10 protein-coding genes and 1 pseudogene are annotated in these 14,536 nt (G+C 69.4%); 6 read left to right on the top strand and 5 right to left on the bottom strand.

Going from position 1 to position 14,536, the window contains the following annotated elements:
- Positions 1 to 17 precede the first annotated feature (17 nt).
- Positions 18 to 197 (top strand): annotated as a pseudogene (locus tag ACFY0I_RS20810) (transposase); the annotation flags it as partial.
- Between the two features lie 201 nt (positions 198 to 398).
- Positions 399 to 1,352 carry a linear amide C-N hydrolase gene (locus ACFY0I_RS20805; protein WP_388898430.1) on the top strand — a complete coding sequence of 318 codons (954 nt, stop codon included), beginning with the start codon at positions 399 to 401 and terminating at the stop codon, positions 1,350 to 1,352.
- Positions 1,353 to 1,671: 319 nt separating this feature from the next.
- On the opposite strand, the gene ACFY0I_RS20800 is transcribed toward ACFY0I_RS20805, so the two are convergent.
- Complete coding sequence (locus ACFY0I_RS20800; protein WP_388897735.1) at positions 1,672 to 2,640, bottom strand: hypothetical protein; 969 nt, start codon at positions 2,638 to 2,640, stop codon at positions 1,672 to 1,674.
- A 419-nt stretch (positions 2,641 to 3,059) separates the two neighbouring features.
- Complete coding sequence (locus tag ACFY0I_RS20795; RefSeq protein WP_388898428.1) at positions 3,060 to 4,310, bottom strand: protein-glutamine gamma-glutamyltransferase; 1,251 nt, start codon at positions 4,308 to 4,310, stop codon at positions 3,060 to 3,062.
- A 1,115-nt stretch (positions 4,311 to 5,425) separates the two neighbouring features.
- Here ACFY0I_RS20795 and ACFY0I_RS20790 point away from each other — a divergent pair.
- On the top strand, positions 5,426 to 7,903 hold the full coding sequence (locus ACFY0I_RS20790) for an MFS transporter (protein WP_388897732.1): 2,478 nt from the start codon (positions 5,426 to 5,428) through the stop codon (positions 7,901 to 7,903).
- A gap of 176 nt (positions 7,904 to 8,079) precedes the next feature.
- Here ACFY0I_RS20790 and ACFY0I_RS20785 read toward each other — a convergent pair whose 3' ends face one another.
- The gene (locus ACFY0I_RS20785) at positions 8,080 to 8,787 is read right to left on the bottom strand and encodes a response regulator (protein ID WP_388897729.1); all 708 of its coding nucleotides are present in this window, start codon (positions 8,785 to 8,787) and stop codon (positions 8,080 to 8,082) included.
- Between the two features lie 98 nt (positions 8,788 to 8,885).
- On the opposite strand from ACFY0I_RS20785, the gene ACFY0I_RS20780 reads away from it, so the two are divergent.
- Entirely contained in the window at positions 8,886 to 10,178 is a 1,293-nt protein-coding gene (locus tag ACFY0I_RS20780; protein WP_388897726.1) for a nickel/cobalt transporter, read from the top strand.
- Between the two features lie 187 nt (positions 10,179 to 10,365).
- Here the strand turns inward: ACFY0I_RS20780 and ACFY0I_RS20775 are convergent, their stop codons facing one another.
- Positions 10,366 to 11,112 carry an anti-sigma factor domain-containing protein gene (locus ACFY0I_RS20775; protein WP_388897723.1) on the bottom strand — a complete coding sequence of 249 codons (747 nt, stop codon included), beginning with the start codon at positions 11,110 to 11,112 and terminating at the stop codon, positions 10,366 to 10,368.
- The gene (gene sigK / locus ACFY0I_RS20770) at positions 11,109 to 11,633 is read right to left on the bottom strand and encodes an ECF RNA polymerase sigma factor SigK (RefSeq protein ID WP_388898425.1); all 525 of its coding nucleotides are present in this window, start codon (positions 11,631 to 11,633) and stop codon (positions 11,109 to 11,111) included. The genes ACFY0I_RS20775 and sigK overlap by 4 nt, the downstream gene beginning before the upstream one ends.
- 438 nt (positions 11,634 to 12,071) lie before the next feature.
- On the opposite strand from sigK, the gene ACFY0I_RS20765 reads away from it, so the two are divergent.
- Positions 12,072 to 13,655 carry a molybdopterin-dependent oxidoreductase gene (locus ACFY0I_RS20765; RefSeq protein WP_388897720.1) on the top strand — a complete coding sequence of 528 codons (1,584 nt, stop codon included), beginning with the start codon at positions 12,072 to 12,074 and terminating at the stop codon, positions 13,653 to 13,655.
- A 111-nt stretch (positions 13,656 to 13,766) separates the two neighbouring features.
- On the top strand, positions 13,767 to 14,423 hold the full coding sequence (locus tag ACFY0I_RS20760; RefSeq protein WP_388897717.1) for a fasciclin domain-containing protein: 657 nt from the start codon (positions 13,767 to 13,769) through the stop codon (positions 14,421 to 14,423).
- Positions 14,424 to 14,536: the final 113 nt, after the last annotated feature.

Genomic DNA, 14,536 nt, shown 5'->3' with positions numbered 1-14,536 from the left:
AAGCGCGCACATCTCAACTGGTCTGGGTCGGTGTGGATGCCGGCAAGGGCCACCACTGGGTGACTCTGGTCGACGAGACCGGCGCGACGCCGTGGTCGAGGAAGGTCGACAACGACGAGTCGGCGATCCTGACCGCGCTCGGCGAGATCCGGAATCCGGCGGGCAAGGTTCATTGGGCGGTGGACATCTCCGGCACGGGCTACGGTCTGGGCGGACTGGCTGTGCGGCGACCACAAGCCTCGTCGTGCCGGCGCCGCACCTCCTGCGCGAAGTGCATTCGGCCGACATCGTGGTGCGTGGCGGCGAGCCGGGCGGGTCTACCCTCCGATCCCAGGGGCATCGCCCATGCTTCCCTCATGTGTACGCGAATCTTGTGGTCATCGCAGGGGCACTCTCGCATGACGCAAGGTGCTCCTCCCCAGGGCGACGTGCTGGTCGCCCGGAGTATGGACTGGTACCAGGACACGGACACGATCCTGGCGGTGCGCCCGCGTGGCGTGGAGCGCCGGAGCATGCCCACCACACCCACGGCCCCGGGCAACTTCACCTGGACGTCGCGGTTCGGCAGCGTCGTCGCGCTCATGTACCGCGAGGCCGCCGTCGACGGCGTCAACGAGGCGGGGTTCCAGGTCAGCGGGCTGTACCTCTCCGAATCGGAGTACGGCGACCGTGACCCCGCGCGCCCTGGACTGGAGCTGTTCTGGGCGATCCAGTGGCTGCTCGACTGCTTCGACAACGTGGACGACGCGGTGAGGAAGATCGAGGGTGAGAACGTACAGCTCATCGCAAAGGACCTCGGCGGCAGGGCGGGCACCGGTCACCTCGCGCTCGCGGACAAGGACGGCCACTCGGCCATCATCGAGTTCCGCGCGGGCAAGGCCGTCGTCCACCAGGGCAAGCAGTACACGGTGATGGCGAACTCTCCCTGGTTCGAAGACCAGTTGGAACTGCAGAAGCGGTACGAAGGGCTCGGTGGCGATCAGCCGTTGCCGGGTGGCGTCGACTCCCCGGACCGCTTCGCCCGCGCCGCCTACTACTCCGCGCAGCTTCCCGGCACCTCCGACCCCCGCGAGGCCGCGGCGTACATGTTCAGCGTGATCCGCAATGCCTCTGCTCCGTTCGGCACCGCGGACGAGGTGCGGCCGAACATCTCCACCACGCGCTGGCGAACCGTCACCGACTGCACCGAACGCCGGTACTTCTACGAGTCCACCACGAGCCCCAATGTGGTGTGGGTCGAGCTGTCGCAGCTGGAGTTCTCCGAGGGCGCCCCGGAGCTGCGCCTCGACGTGGCGAAGGAGCCCGACCACGTCGGCAACGTGACGGGCAAGTTCGTCCCCATCCATCAGTAGGGCGTTCGGCTCCCCAAGGACTGCGCCACGATCCCCGCCGAGAGCAGGAGTCCCGGGTGCACCCCGGTGCACCCCGGTACGTGCTCGGCCCTTCAACGCAGGCTCGCGGGGACTGGCGCGGTGGCTCGGCCCGACGGACCGGGTGTGCGTCGGCGTCAGCGTTCCCGTGGACGAACCCGGAAGCGCCCGCCGCGCACTCGAGCTCGGAGCGGTGTGGGCGGCGGAACGGACCGACGTGCGTGAGACCCGCGCGCAGGCCCTTGTCGCGCGTGCCCCATGCGGTGAAGCGGACGCTCCGCAGCTCCCGGGCCTCGTCGCGTCACTGCATGACGGTGACCGGCAGGTGTCGGGGGTCGATGGGGCACACGTAGAACTGCAGGGAGTAGCCTCTGCCCACGGTGACCTTCGTCGGGGTCGTGGACGCGTCGTGCGCCTCCTCGATCGGCCGCCGGCTGTCCGTCTCGGCGTCCCACTCGGCGTGGGCGATGGTGAGCAGGGGCTCGCCGACGGCCGAACACCGGGCGCAGCGGAGTTCCTCCGGACCGCCGGAATCACGGAAGGTGAAGGGAGCAGCCCAGCCGCCGGTCTTCCACCCCGGCGCGACGGACAGCGCTCCGCGGTAGCCCGTGTCCCTGTCTTCCTCCCGGCTGTCGATCCGTGCGGCCAGGTCGGGGTCCAGATCGTGCGTGGCCGGGTACTCGCGGACCTGTTCCGGATGCAGCACGCACGGGACCGGCACCAGCTCGTCCGTGCCGACGTACAAGGGCTCGGGCGCGGCATCCAGGACCTCCGCCACGTCTCCGGCCCGTCGCCACCGCAGTTGGACGGCTTCCGATCCCCGCCGGTCCTCGATGTCGATGAACGGACACCACAGCACCTGGAGCAAGTCCGTGTCCTCGGGGAACGGCAAGCCGGGCACATCGCGGGCCCAGAGCTGCGCCACCGGTATCAGCGGGTGAGGACCCTCGGGCAGCAGCGACGGATCGTGGCCGATGTTGATCCGGGAGACCTCGGCGTGGTCCTCGGCCGTCCAGACCTCCTGGGCATGGATTCGCCGGAGCGTGCGCACCTCATCGGGTGTCTTCAGCGCGAAGGGGGCGTCGTGCTCCTGCGAACACGACGCCCAGGGCTCGTCGGCCGGCCACAGCAACGGTCCGCCCACCGAACTCTCGCGCACGGTGGGCGCACCGGGCCGGGGGCGCAGCCGGGTCGTGGTCCTGGACATCCCGGCGAGCTCCGGGAAGACCGAAGCGGCGTCGAACGGGCGGGGCGGCGTGGTACGGGGCATGCTTCCCTCTCTCGGAGCGGCAACCCGCATCCAAACAGAGCGTGCTGACACCTGCGAGAACTCCCAACGATCCAAGGCTCCGCTGATCAGGTCGGTGAGGCCCCGGACCGCGCCTCCCGTGCAGTGCCACCAGCCGCCGTCGCGCGAGGCCACGGTGACGGTCCAGTCGTCGGGACCGGGCCCCGTGGTGTTCCGGAGGAAGGAGCCGCCTTGGCACGAGGTGGCCCAGGGCAGGAGGCCCCCAGGGGCAGGAGAGGGGGTGGGCAAGGACGTTACCGGCCTGTCAGGACTGGCCCTGTCCGTTGCGGTCGCCGCACTCCTCTCCGCGCCGTTCGGCATCGGCGTCGGCGGGCGAGTGCGGCGACCGCAGGCGGTCCCGCCGCCGACCTCAATCCCGTCGAGGGGATCCGGTCCCTCGGTTACCGCCAGCCCTGTGTCACGTTGTCCGGAGCCGTGTTCCAGTTCTTCGGGATGAAGGTGACCATGTAGGCGCCGCGGTCGAAGTCGGCGTATCCGGAAGACCAGTTCTGGAACTTGCTCTCGTACACGTTCATCGGTCCCATGTCGCCGTTGGGGTTGTGGAAGTGGTTGGCGTGGGTCCAGATGGTCTTGTCGGCAGCGGGCTCCTTCTGGTCGCCGAACCAGCCGTAGTCGAAGTTGATGAAACTCTCGCCGGGCTTGGTGGCGCTGCGCGAGGTGTTCCGGTCCTTCGACATGTCGACGAGGCCGGTGGTCTGGTTGGGCCGGAAGCCCTCGGGGTCGCCGAACTTCCTCTTGTCGGCGGAACCGCGCGGGTCCTGGGCACTCCAGAAGTGCTTCGAGTAGATGACGGCCTTCATCCTGGAGGGATCGAAGTTGCCTCCGCTCTTGTCCCTGAACGACGGCGTGCTGCGCAGAGCGGCGAAGAAGTTCGAGCGGCCGTCCTCGTTGACCAGGGAGTCGTTCGCCTTGCCGAGCTCCGTCTTGAGCTTGGTGAGGTAAGCGTTCTCGTCGCGGGAACCTTCGAGGGCCTTGTTCATCACGGATGCGACATCGCGGGCCCGCTTGAAGCCCTTCTCCTCGTCGAAGCTCTGCTTGGCTGTGCGCCCCTCGAATTCGGCCTGGGTTTCACCCGGGCGGGGGCTGGTGTTCTTGATGGTGTCCTTGTATTTGTTCTCGTCGAAGAACGCAAAACCCAGCTTGTTCGTCGGGTAGTTGCCAGAATTCACCCAGGTGACGCCGACGCAGCCGTAGGCGAGCTGTTCCCGCTGCGCTTCGGTCATCTGCTGCCGCTGACCGTCGCGCTGGCCGTACACCTGCTGCCACTTGCGTATGTAGTTGCCGACCGAGGTCGAGGCCCTGCCGCCATAAGCCCGGTACGGGTCGGGCATCCGGTCCAGCGGCTCGGCCGCCGGGGTCTCCATCCCGCCGTCCGCCGCGTCCCTGAAGGACGCGGAGGCGTCCGGCAGTACGGAGCCCGTGGCCTTTCCGGGCCCGAGGCTCAGGGCCTTCTCGTTCAGGGTGTTGATGCGCTTGACATCGGCTGCGGTGAGTCCGTGGTTTTCGGCGTAGGAGCGCACCATCTCATCGGCCGGAATCTCGGCGGCGTGGCCGACCGACGGGACGAGACCGGCGGTGCACATCACTACGGCAACAGCGATGAAGGTGAGTGACTTCGAGCGTATGTACATGATGGTCAAGAACTCCACTATGGTGAAATCGAATGAACGGAGGCGTGAGTGTGCGAGGAGGCAGCCGTGTGGCAACGGATGGTCAGGCGGGAGCGCGTTCGGTACTCGCACCCATGGGAAAAGGGGCTCTGTGCCGTCTGCCGGCGCCTCGATTCGTTGGGGGGATGTGCGGCGGCTATTGCCGAACGCATTTCCTGCTCACGAACGAATGGTCGGACCGTACGAAGAAGGATGATGTCCTCGACAGCGCCCTCTGCCAACTCCCCTGCGACGCCCGGCTGCAGAATCGGCCAGGCCGTCGGACGGCCGCGATCCAGTCACGTATCCGACCTGGCGCCGAGGTGCGCGGGCACGGCGCCGCAGCGTTCCTCCCGCCGTACGAGGACCTGCGGACCGGCCGATATCGATGCCCCCGTATGTGCGCAGAGCGGTGAGCGGGCCGTCACTGACGGACAAGGGTGCAGCTCAGTAGAGGTGCTGCGGGCGGGAAAGCTTCGGTTCCGCGGGGCTCCGGGACGCCGGTCGGAGCAACCGATGCCTCTGCGGAACCGTCAGTTCTCTGCCAGAACGGCGGTGCCCCACATCGATCCGCGGCACGTGCCACCCGCCCTTGCCCCACAGGAAACGGCCGGTAATGGGCCGTCACGGGCCGCTCGCACACGTCGCGGACGGCACTGAGCCTCCGCCAACATGAAGTACCAGCTCGGGGGCCGGAGTAGGGGGCCCTGTCGAACCGGATCGGCTCGACCTCGTCCAGGTCCACGAAACCGGTGACCTTCGGGGGCGATAGCCGCCTGGGGCGATTGTCGCAGTGGGTGATCAGCATGGCGGAGCCCGGGCGGCAAGGCACGCCGAGCGCCAGGCGCACGGTGAAACCAGGAGGCCCTCCGCCGTCGCCGGCCGACTGGTGCCCGCCGGTCACGGGCGGGTCCGCAGCCTCACCGGTTCGAGTGGTTCTCCGTACCGGCCGACGGTTTACCGCACCCCCTCCCACCGGCACTTATGCCCGTCGGGCACCTTCGCGATGTCAATCCGCTCGTTTGCTCCTGCTGTTGCCGAATGCGAGAAAAGGGCGGCGCAGGCGAGATTGCCTGAGGCAACGAGGGGAGCAGTACGTGCGCGGTAGCACCTTGGTGACGGACGAGCAGGCCGCCCCGCACCCGACTCCGGTTCGGTTCGAGAAGCGGACCGCAGTCGCGCCGGGAGGCCTGGACGTCGCGGGCGGACCGCCGCCCTCCGGCGAAGGGGAACCGGGGGGCGTGGAGTTCAGTCCGCGCCGGGTCCGGCTGGTCTTCATCGGACTGATGCTGGCGCTGCTGCTCGCCGCGCTGGAACAGATGATCGTTGCCACGGCGCTTCCGAAGATCGTCGGGGAGCTCCAGGGCCTGGACCGGATGTCGTGGGCCATCACGGCCTATCTGCTCACCTCCACCATCGGGCTGCCGCTCTACGGCAAGCTCGGCGACCTCTTCGGCCGCAAGAGCGTCTTCCAGTTCGCCATCGTGGTCTTCATCATCGGTTCCGCGCTGGCCGGCTGGTCGCGCACGATGGACGAGCTGATCGCCTTCCGTGCGGTCCAGGGAGTCGGCGCGGGCGGGCTCATGATCGGGGTGCAGGCGATCATCGCGGACATCGTGCCGCCCCGACAGCGCGGTCGCTTCATGGGGCTGATCGGCGCGGCCTTCGGCCTCGCGTCCGTTGCCGGACCGCTGCTCGGCGGGTTCTTCACCGACCACGCGTCGTGGCGCTGGTGCTTCTACATCAACGTGCCGTTCGGGCTGATCACGATGGCTGTGATCGCAGTCGTGCTGAAACTCCCCAAGCCTGCGGTCCGGCCCCGGCTCGACGTGATCGGTGCCGTACTCCTCGCCGCCGCGTCGACCTGCCTCGTGCTGCTGACGAGTTGGGGTGGTACCGAGTACGCGTGGGACTCGCGGGTGATCCTGGGACTCGCCGTCGGCGCCGCCGGAACGTCCCTGCTCTTCGTGGTCGCCGAGCACTTCGCGTCCGAACCGATCATTCCGCTGCGGCTGTTCCGCGACCCGGTCTTCACGGTCACCGCTCTGGTCGGGGCCGTCGTCGGCATCGCGCTCTTCGGCGCCGCCAGTTACCTGCCGACCTACCTGCAAATGGTCGAGGGTGCCACCGCCACCGAATCCGGGCTGCTCATGCTGCCGATGATGGGTGGGGTCGTCGTCGCCTCCATCACGTCCGGCCAGCTGATCAGCAGGACCGGCCGCTACAAGGTCTACCCGGTCATGGGCGGGGCACTGTCCATCCTCGGCATGTGGCTGCTCTCCCGGCTGGAGACCGACACCACCCGGCTCGCGTACAGCCTGTGGATGGCCGTCCTCGGCATCGGCATCGGGCTCGTGCTCCCGGTGCTCGTCCTCGCCGTGCAGAACTCGGTGCGACCCACCGACCTCGGTACCGCCACCAGCGCCAACAACTACTTCCGGCAGATGGGCGGCAGCATCGGCGCCGCCGTCTTCGGCACGGTCTTCGCCGGCCGGTTGACCGACGCCCTCGCCGTCCGGCTGCCCGCCGATGCAGGGCTCCCGGACCCCTCCGCCATCACCCCGCAGCTGGTGCACTCCCTTCCGCCGGCCGTCCGGGACGCGTACATCGCGGCCTACGCCGAGGCCATGCCGCGGATCTTCCTCTACCTCGTGCCCGTGCTCGTCCTCGGCCTGCTCATCGCCTGCTTCCTCAAGGAGAAACCGCTGTTGTCCCACAACGCCCCCGCAGCCGATTCGCCGCTCCACGAGGAGCCTTCGCAGTCGCTCCCCGTCGAGGTCCCAGCCGCGCGGACCTGGACCGACGCCTCCTGGTCGGGCGGGCTGCCGGTCGGCGGCACCGTCCAGCACCCCGACGGCAGCACGGTACCCAGCGCCGCCCTGACCCTGATCGACGGGAGCGGCCGTCAAGTCGGTCGGGGCGCCAGCGGAGCCGACGGACGCTACGCGCTCAACGTGAGCCGCCCCGGAGCGTACGTCCTGATCGCTGCCGCCGGCGGCCATCAACCGCAGGCGGTCAGTGTGACCGTGGGCGAGCGGCCGGTGGAACTGGACGTGGTGCTCGGCGGCACCGGACGGCTGGCCGGCTCGGTCCTCACCGCCGACGGCACCCCGGTCAGCGACGCGACCGTCATCCTCACAGACATCCGGGGCGAGGTGGTCTCCTCCACCCCGACAGGCCCGGAGGGCAGGTACGTCATTCCGGATCTGGTGGCGGGGGAGTACACCCTGGCCGCGAGCGCCCCGGCATTCCGGCCGGCTGCCCTGCCGGTGACCGTGCGGGCCTCCCGCGAGACCCGCCAGGACGTGGAGCTGAGGGGCGGCGCGGTCCTTCGCGGCACAGTGCGCGCCGGCTCGGGCAAACCGGTCGAGGACGCCAGGGTCACCCTGCTCGACGCGGCCGGCATCGTGGTGGACACCCTGACCACCGGACCGGACGGGACCTTCCGGTTCGTCGACCTGTCATCGGGCGAGTACACGGTCATCGCGGCCGGCTATCCGCCGGTGGCGACGGTCCTGCAGGTCTCGAGCGGCGGTCACGCCGAACGGGACGTACGCCTCGGGCACGAGGACTGACGACCGGGCGAGCTGTCGGGTCACTGGGAAGTCGCCGACCTCCTCGGCGTCCACGAGAACGACATGCGGCTCGACGCACTGCCCAACCAGCCCCTGCACGTCGTCCTCGAACTCGCACGCCTCCTCGACCGGTGCCCGTCCCCTGTCTCCGGATCGGCTCCTCGGGCGCTCGCCGTTCATGCTGGGCCGGGGGCGAGCCCTGTGCGGTGGGCGAGGACGACGGCCTGGACGCGGTCGCGGAGGCCGAGTTTGGCGAGGATGCGGGATACGTAGGTCTTGACGGTCTCGGGGGTGATGTACAGCGTCATCGCGATCTCCGTGTTGGAGAGGCCCTCGGCGATGTGCTGGAGCACCTCCAGTTCACGGGGGGTCAGGGCGCGCACGACGTCGTCCCTGGCCGGGTGGGTGTTGCCTGTCGGGTGCAGGTGACCGGCGAAGTGGCCGATGAGGCGGCGGGTGACGGCCGGCGCGAGGAGGGCTTCGCCACGGGCCACGGTCCGGATGGCGTTGACCAACTCCGTGGGCGGTGCGTCCTTGAGGAGGAAACCGCTGGCTCCGGCACGCAGGGCGTCGTAGACGTGGGCGTCGACGTTGAAGGTGGTGACGACCAGGACCTTCGGCGGGTTCGTGTCCTCGATGTCGGGGCCGGCCAGTTGCCGGGTTGCTTGGATGCCGTCGAGCAGGGGCATGCGGATGTCCATCACGACCACGTCGGGGGTGAGCAGGCGTGAGGACGCGAAGGCCTTGTGCCCGTTGACCGCTTCGCCGACGACTTCCATGTTGGGTTGTGCGGAGAAAATCGTGACGTAGCCCGTGCGGACGAGGGCCTGGTCGTCGCAGACGAGGACGCGGATCAGATCGGGTGCAGTGGTCACGGGCCTCATGCCTGTCTGGGCTGGAAGGGAAGCGTGGCCCGGACTTCGAAGCCTCCCTCGGGTCGGGGGCCGGCCTCGAAGTGGCCGTCGAGCATCATCACGCGTGCGTGGAGTCCGCCCAGACCGCGCCCGCCGCTCTCGGGGTGCGGCTTTCCCGCCGCTCGTGCGTCACCCGGAGCGTCGGCTGGCACGAGATCACCGCCCGCGGTGACGGCCTCACCCTCACCAGCTCCACCGTCGCGGCGGCCTCACCCACCAACCAGCTGCGCCAGTACCCGCAGGATCCTCTCGCCGACCCGGTTGACCAGCGCACGGCCGAATTGCGGACGACTCCCGGTCAGGGGATCGCGGCCCGGATCGTGCCGCCCGGCCTGCCCGGCGCGGGCCCCGTCACCGCGGCGTTGAACAAGGTCTCCGCCCTCTTCGACAGCCTCGTCGGCAGCCGCGAATTGACCGTCCCCGTCGGGCTTCTCGCCCTGCTCCTCGCCGTCGTCCTCGGTGCCTCACACGCGGCGATGCCCGGCCACGGCAAGACGATCATGGCCGCCTACCTCGCCGGACGCCGCGGAACCCCGCGCGACGCCGTCACGGTCGGCGCCACCGTCACTCTCACGCACACAGCGGGTGTCCTCGTCCTTGGCCTGGCCCTCCCGCTCGCCACCCACCTCGCCGGGGAAACCGTCCTCACCTGGCTTGGCCTGGTCAGCGGTCTCCTCGTCACCGCCATCGGCATCCAACTCCTGCACTCCGCCCTTCGCGGTCGCCCTCTCCAACACGGCCACAGCCACAGCCATGGACACCACCATGGCGACCACGGCCACGGACATCACCACCACGGCGACCATGAGCACGACCACGACCACGGGCATGGAGGGGATCACGGGCAAAGCCACGAGCCGCCGACCGGCCTGCCGTCCTCACGCCGAGCCCCGGACAGCGCGCCGGCCTACGGCACCACTGTGGTCCTGACGAAAACCGCCACCGTGCTCAGCCACGATGCTCATCACCACGGTGAATCCGACCGCCTTCACACCCACGAAGCCGATCACCACCACACGCACGCGCCGGCACGCCGCAGGAGCTGGTCGCTGATCGGTGTCGGCATCGCCGGCGGTCTCGTCCCCAGCCCCTCGGCCCTGGTCGTCCTCCTCGGCGCCGTGGCCCTCGGCCGGACCGCCTTCGGAGTTCTCCTCGTCGTTGGCTACGGCCTCGGCATGGCGGTCACCCTCACCCTCGCCGGACTACTCCTCGTACGGCTGCGCGACCGCATCGCCGCCCGCACTGCCGAACGGGCCTCCGCACGCCTGCGGAAGCTCGGGCGCATCGGACCCGCCGCCACCTCGGCCCTCGTCCTCCTCGTCGGGCTCGGCCTCACCGCCCGCGCCGTCACCGGATGGTGAGGGAGGCGGAAACCGGCTGCGCGAAGAGCATGGCCGCTCGTGCGGAGGCTGTGTCGGCCGGTCCACGCTGCTGCGGTCAGGGAGAGGGCAGCAGCTCCGGCGGCACAGACCGCGCAGGAAACCCTCGCAGGCGGGCAGGACGCCGCGAGGGTAGAAGCCGTGGCTGACGCCGGAACCGCTGTCCCGGTCAGGCGGGAAGGGAGAGGAGGACCAAGGGGCTGGTGGTGGGCTGGGCAGAGCCGCCCGCGGGTTCGAGGGTGAGGCCGACGGCGAGGGCCTGGCCGGGGTCTCCCTGCATGAGGATGGAGCCGTCGCCGGGGATGAGGCCGGCGGGGCGCATGGTGCCGTGGTCGTTGAACCACAGCTGGTAGGTCCGTCCCGCGGGCGCTGGGGGGAGCCCTGAGGCGAGGAAGACGGCCTGGTTCAGGCGGGCGGAGGTCACAAGGGAGGCCAGGGCCCCGGTACTGGTGCGGCCACGGATTGTCCGGGCGTCGGGGGCGGCCATCACGGCGGTCATGTCCTGGACCTGCTCGCCTGCGCGTTGGGCCTGGGTGCGGGCCTGCTCCGCCTGCTGGTGTTGCCAGAGGGCGGTACCGCCGAACCCGGCGGCGGCGACGATGCTGGCCGCGACCACGAACGCTTTGGCCCTGCGGGTGAGACGTGTGGTGAGCCGGACCGACGGGACGAGTGGAGTGCGCGCCGGCAACTGCCGGACACCGTCGATGCGTTCCAGGACCACCTGCCGTATGGCGGCGGGCGGGGGCAGGCTCACCGCCGCGGCCAGGCGTGCCGCCGTGGCAGCGAATTCGTCGACCTCCTGGTGACAGCCTTCGCAGTGCTCAAGGTGCGCGGTGAACGCGCGGAGTTCCTCACCGGTGAGCGCGTCGAGTGCGTACGCACCGGTGAGGGTGTGCAGTTCTGCTTCGTGTTTCATGTGGTCACCCCCATGCAGTCGCGCAGCCGGATCAGTCCGTCGCGCATTCGGGTCTTGATGGTCGGAAGCGGGGATCGCAGTTCTTCCGCGACCTCGCGGTAGGTCAGTCCCCCGTAGTAGGCCAGCGTCACGGCCTGGCGCTGGAGCTCGGTCAGACCGCTTAGACAGCGCCGTACCTGCTCGCTGTCCAGCCGGTTCTCAACCTCCTCGGCGACTTCGTCGAAGGGCCGCACCTGATCGCGTACGCCCGTGGTGTGTTCGCGGTTGACGGCTGCCTGGGCGGAGCGGACCCGGTCCACGGCCCTACGGTGGGCGATGGTCGCCACCCAGGTCATGACGGCGCCCTGCTCGGGTCGGTAGCGAGCGGCCTGACGCCATACGTCGATCATCACCTCCTGTGCCACCTCCTCCGATTGGGCCCGGTCCCGCACGACTTTGACGACGATCCCGAACACGGTCGCGGCAACCGCGTCGTAGAGAACGGAGAAGGCGTCCTTGTCGCCCTGACCCACCCGCTCCATCACCTCCTGCAGCTGCCGGCCGACGGGATCATGGGCACGGGACTGCTGGGGCTGGGTCATCGGCGTCCCGTCCCCTGTTGCCGCGTGCGATGCTGCGGCCCGGCCGTGCGCAGGCCGTACCCGCTTTCGTGCCTTGATGTCATCAACAGCTCTTTCGCCGCGAGAAGGGCCGGCCCCTCGGGGACCGGCCATGTTTCTCCGCTGTCTACCGCTTCTTCGGAGCGGCCATTTGTGCGGATTGCCCTGAGCGGCTACCCAGCACCTGGGCTGTCATTCTTTCGAGTGATTCCGGTGCCGATCGCCCCACGGCGGGGTGAGCGGCAGCGAAGGCGGGCCTACCCGTTCGACAGCTTGGTCGACACCGGATCGCGGAACCGCTCCATGCGCGAGATTCAACTGATCGCAGAAGCGACCAATCCGCCGGACGGACCACAGCGAATGACCGTTGTGAGCACCTTCCGCAAGTCCCTAGCCCGCAACACGCTGGGCGCCGTGTCCGGTCTGTTGGCCGGGTACACGGCGCTCGCGGTGGCCGAGCTCGTGGCCTCACTGATCCGGCCGCAGGCCGGACCGGTGACCGTCGTGGGTGGCGCCGCCATCGACCGGACGCCGGCCGCGGTCAAGGACTTCGCGATCCGCACGTTCGGCGAGAACGACAAAGTCGTCCTCCAGCTCGGCATCCTCGCCGTGCTCGGCCTCCTCGGCATCGTCCTCGGCATCGTCTCCCTGCGCTACCGACGAGCTGGCGCAGCGGGTGTCCTGCTCTTCGGTGTGATCGGCGCGGCTGCCGCGCTGAGCAGGCCCGACACCCAAGGGGTCGCGGACGCACTGCCTTCCATGGTCGGCGCGCTCGCAGGGGCCGCCGTCCTCTACCTCCTGGCCGGCAAGCTCACCTCCAGCAGCTCTGCCCCCGGCACGCAGCCCACCGAAGGGGGCTGGTCGCGGCGGGGCTTCCTCACCGCGGCCTCCGTCACCGCCGTCGCCGCCACCGGCGCGGGCGCCTTGGGACGCACACTCATCGGCAGGAGTGGCCAAGGAGCCAGCGCCTCCCGGGCCGCCGTCAAACTGCCGGCACCGGCCTCCGCCGCTACCGCGCTTCCGAGCGGTGTGCAGCTCAAGGTGGAGGGCATCAGCGCCTTCACCACTGCGAACAAAGACTTCTACCGGGTGGACACCGCGCTGGTCGTCCCGAAGGTGGACGCGGACACCTGGCGGCTGCGGATCCGCGGCAAGGGCGTTACCCGCCCGCGCACCTACACCTTCCAGGAGTTGCTGGACCGGCCTCTCATCGAGCGGGACATCACCCTGACCTGCGTCTCCAACGAGGTCGGCGGGCCCTACATCGGCCACGCACGTTGGCTCGGTGTGCGCCTGGACGACCTGCTCAAGGAGTGCGGCGTCGTCCCGCCTTCCCGGGGCGGCAAGGCGGACCAGCTGGTCGCCCGCTCGGTCGACGGGATGACGCTCGGCTCACCGGTCGAGGACGTCATGGACGGCCGGGACGCGATCCTCGCCGTCGGGATGAACGGTGAACCGCTGCCCTTCGACCACGGCTTCCCCGTCCGGATGCTCGTCCCCGGCCTGTACGGCTACGTGTCGGCCTGCAAGTGGATCAAGGAGATCGAGCTCACCACCTTCGACTCCTACGACCCGTACTGGGTCAAACGCAAGTGGGCCCGCAAGGCGCCCATCAAGACGCAGGCCCGCATCGACACCCCCAAGCCCTTCGGACGGCCCACGGGCGAGGTGGTGACGGTGGCCGGAGTCGCCTGGGCCCAGCACCGCGGCATCGACCGCGTCGAAGTCCGCATCGACGACGGCCCCTGGCAGACCGCCGACCTCGCCCCCCAGGCGAACAAGGACACCTGGCGCCAGTGGTCCTTCCCCTGGAAACCGACACCGGGCGGCCACAACCTCACCGTCCGCGCCACCGACGGCACCGGCCAGGTCCAGACCGAGGAACGCAAAAGGACCATCCCCGACGGCGCCAGCGGCTGGCACAGCGTCTTCGTCACCACGTAACGACCGGCAGGTCATGCCCCGGCCACTCGCCGCCGGTCAGACCTCCACACCCCACCCGGCCCCCAGGCCGACCCTTGACCCAATCCGAGAACAAAACAGGAGATTCTGATCATGTCGAACACTCTGCGCTTCCGCCGTACCGCCCTTGCTGTTGCCGCGGCCGCAGTCCTGCCCTTCTCCCTGGCTGCCTGCTCTGACTCGGGCAGCGACTCCGCCTCCGGATCCGCCGCGGACAAGAGCAGCGACGCGCCCGCCGCTTCCCAGCCGGCCACCCCGGACGCGTCGATGGCGATGGACAAGCCGTTCGGCTCGGCCTGTTCCGGTGTCCCGGCCGACGGCGCTGGCTCCTTCGACGGCATGGCCAAGGACCCGGTCGCCACCGCCGCCTCCAACAACCCGGCCCTGTCGACGCTGGTCACCGCCGTCAAGCAGGCCGGCCTGGTCGACACCCTCAACAACGCCAAGGACATCACCGTCTTCGCCCCGACCAACGACGCCTTCGCCAAGATCCCGAAGGCCGACCTCGACAAGGTCCTCGCCGACAAGGCCATGCTCACCAAGATTCTCACCTACCACGTCGTCGGCCAGAAGCTCACCCCGAAGCAGCTGGAGAACGGCTCCTTCGACACCCTGGAGAAGACCAAGCTCACCACCAGCGGCTCGGGCGAGGCCTACAAGGTCAACGACACCTCCAACGTCGTCTGCGGCAACGTCAAGACCGCCAACGCCAACGTCTACATCGTCGACACCGTCCTCATGCCGAAGTAACCACCAGGGATTGACGCCGAACGGCAACGCTGTGGGGCGGGCCCCCCCCCCGGGCCGCCCCCCCCCCCCCTACCACCCACAAAACCCACCCAGAGGCCCCCCCCAGAAAAAAT

Origin of the sequence: Streptomyces sp. NPDC001568, from assembly GCF_042893755.1 — a bacterium.
Classification (GTDB): domain Bacteria; phylum Actinomycetota; class Actinomycetes; order Streptomycetales; family Streptomycetaceae; genus Streptomyces.
This window is presented reverse-complemented; position numbering and strand designations above follow the sequence as displayed.

Coding starts and splice junctions, on each gene's coding strand:
- ACFY0I_RS20805 (WP_388898430.1), top strand. CDS start 399: ATGACGCAAGGTGCTCCTCCCCAGGGCGACGTGCTGGTCGCCCGGAGT.
- ACFY0I_RS20800 (WP_388897735.1), bottom strand. CDS start 2,640: ATGCCCCGTACCACGCCGCCCCGCCCGTTCGACGCCGCTTCGGTCTTC.
- ACFY0I_RS20795 (WP_388898428.1), bottom strand. CDS start 4,310: ATGTACATACGCTCGAAGTCACTCACCTTCATCGCTGTTGCCGTAGTG.
- ACFY0I_RS20785 (WP_388897729.1), bottom strand. CDS start 8,787: ATGAGGCCCGTGACCACTGCACCCGATCTGATCCGCGTCCTCGTCTGC.
- ACFY0I_RS20775 (WP_388897723.1), bottom strand. CDS start 11,112: ATGAAACACGAAGCAGAACTGCACACCCTCACCGGTGCGTACGCACTC.
- sigK (WP_388898425.1), bottom strand. CDS start 11,633: ATGGAGCGGGTGGGTCAGGGCGACAAGGACGCCTTCTCCGTTCTCTAC.
- ACFY0I_RS20765 (WP_388897720.1), top strand. CDS start 12,072: ATGACCGTTGTGAGCACCTTCCGCAAGTCCCTAGCCCGCAACACGCTG.
- ACFY0I_RS20760 (WP_388897717.1), top strand. CDS start 13,767: ATGTCGAACACTCTGCGCTTCCGCCGTACCGCCCTTGCTGTTGCCGCG.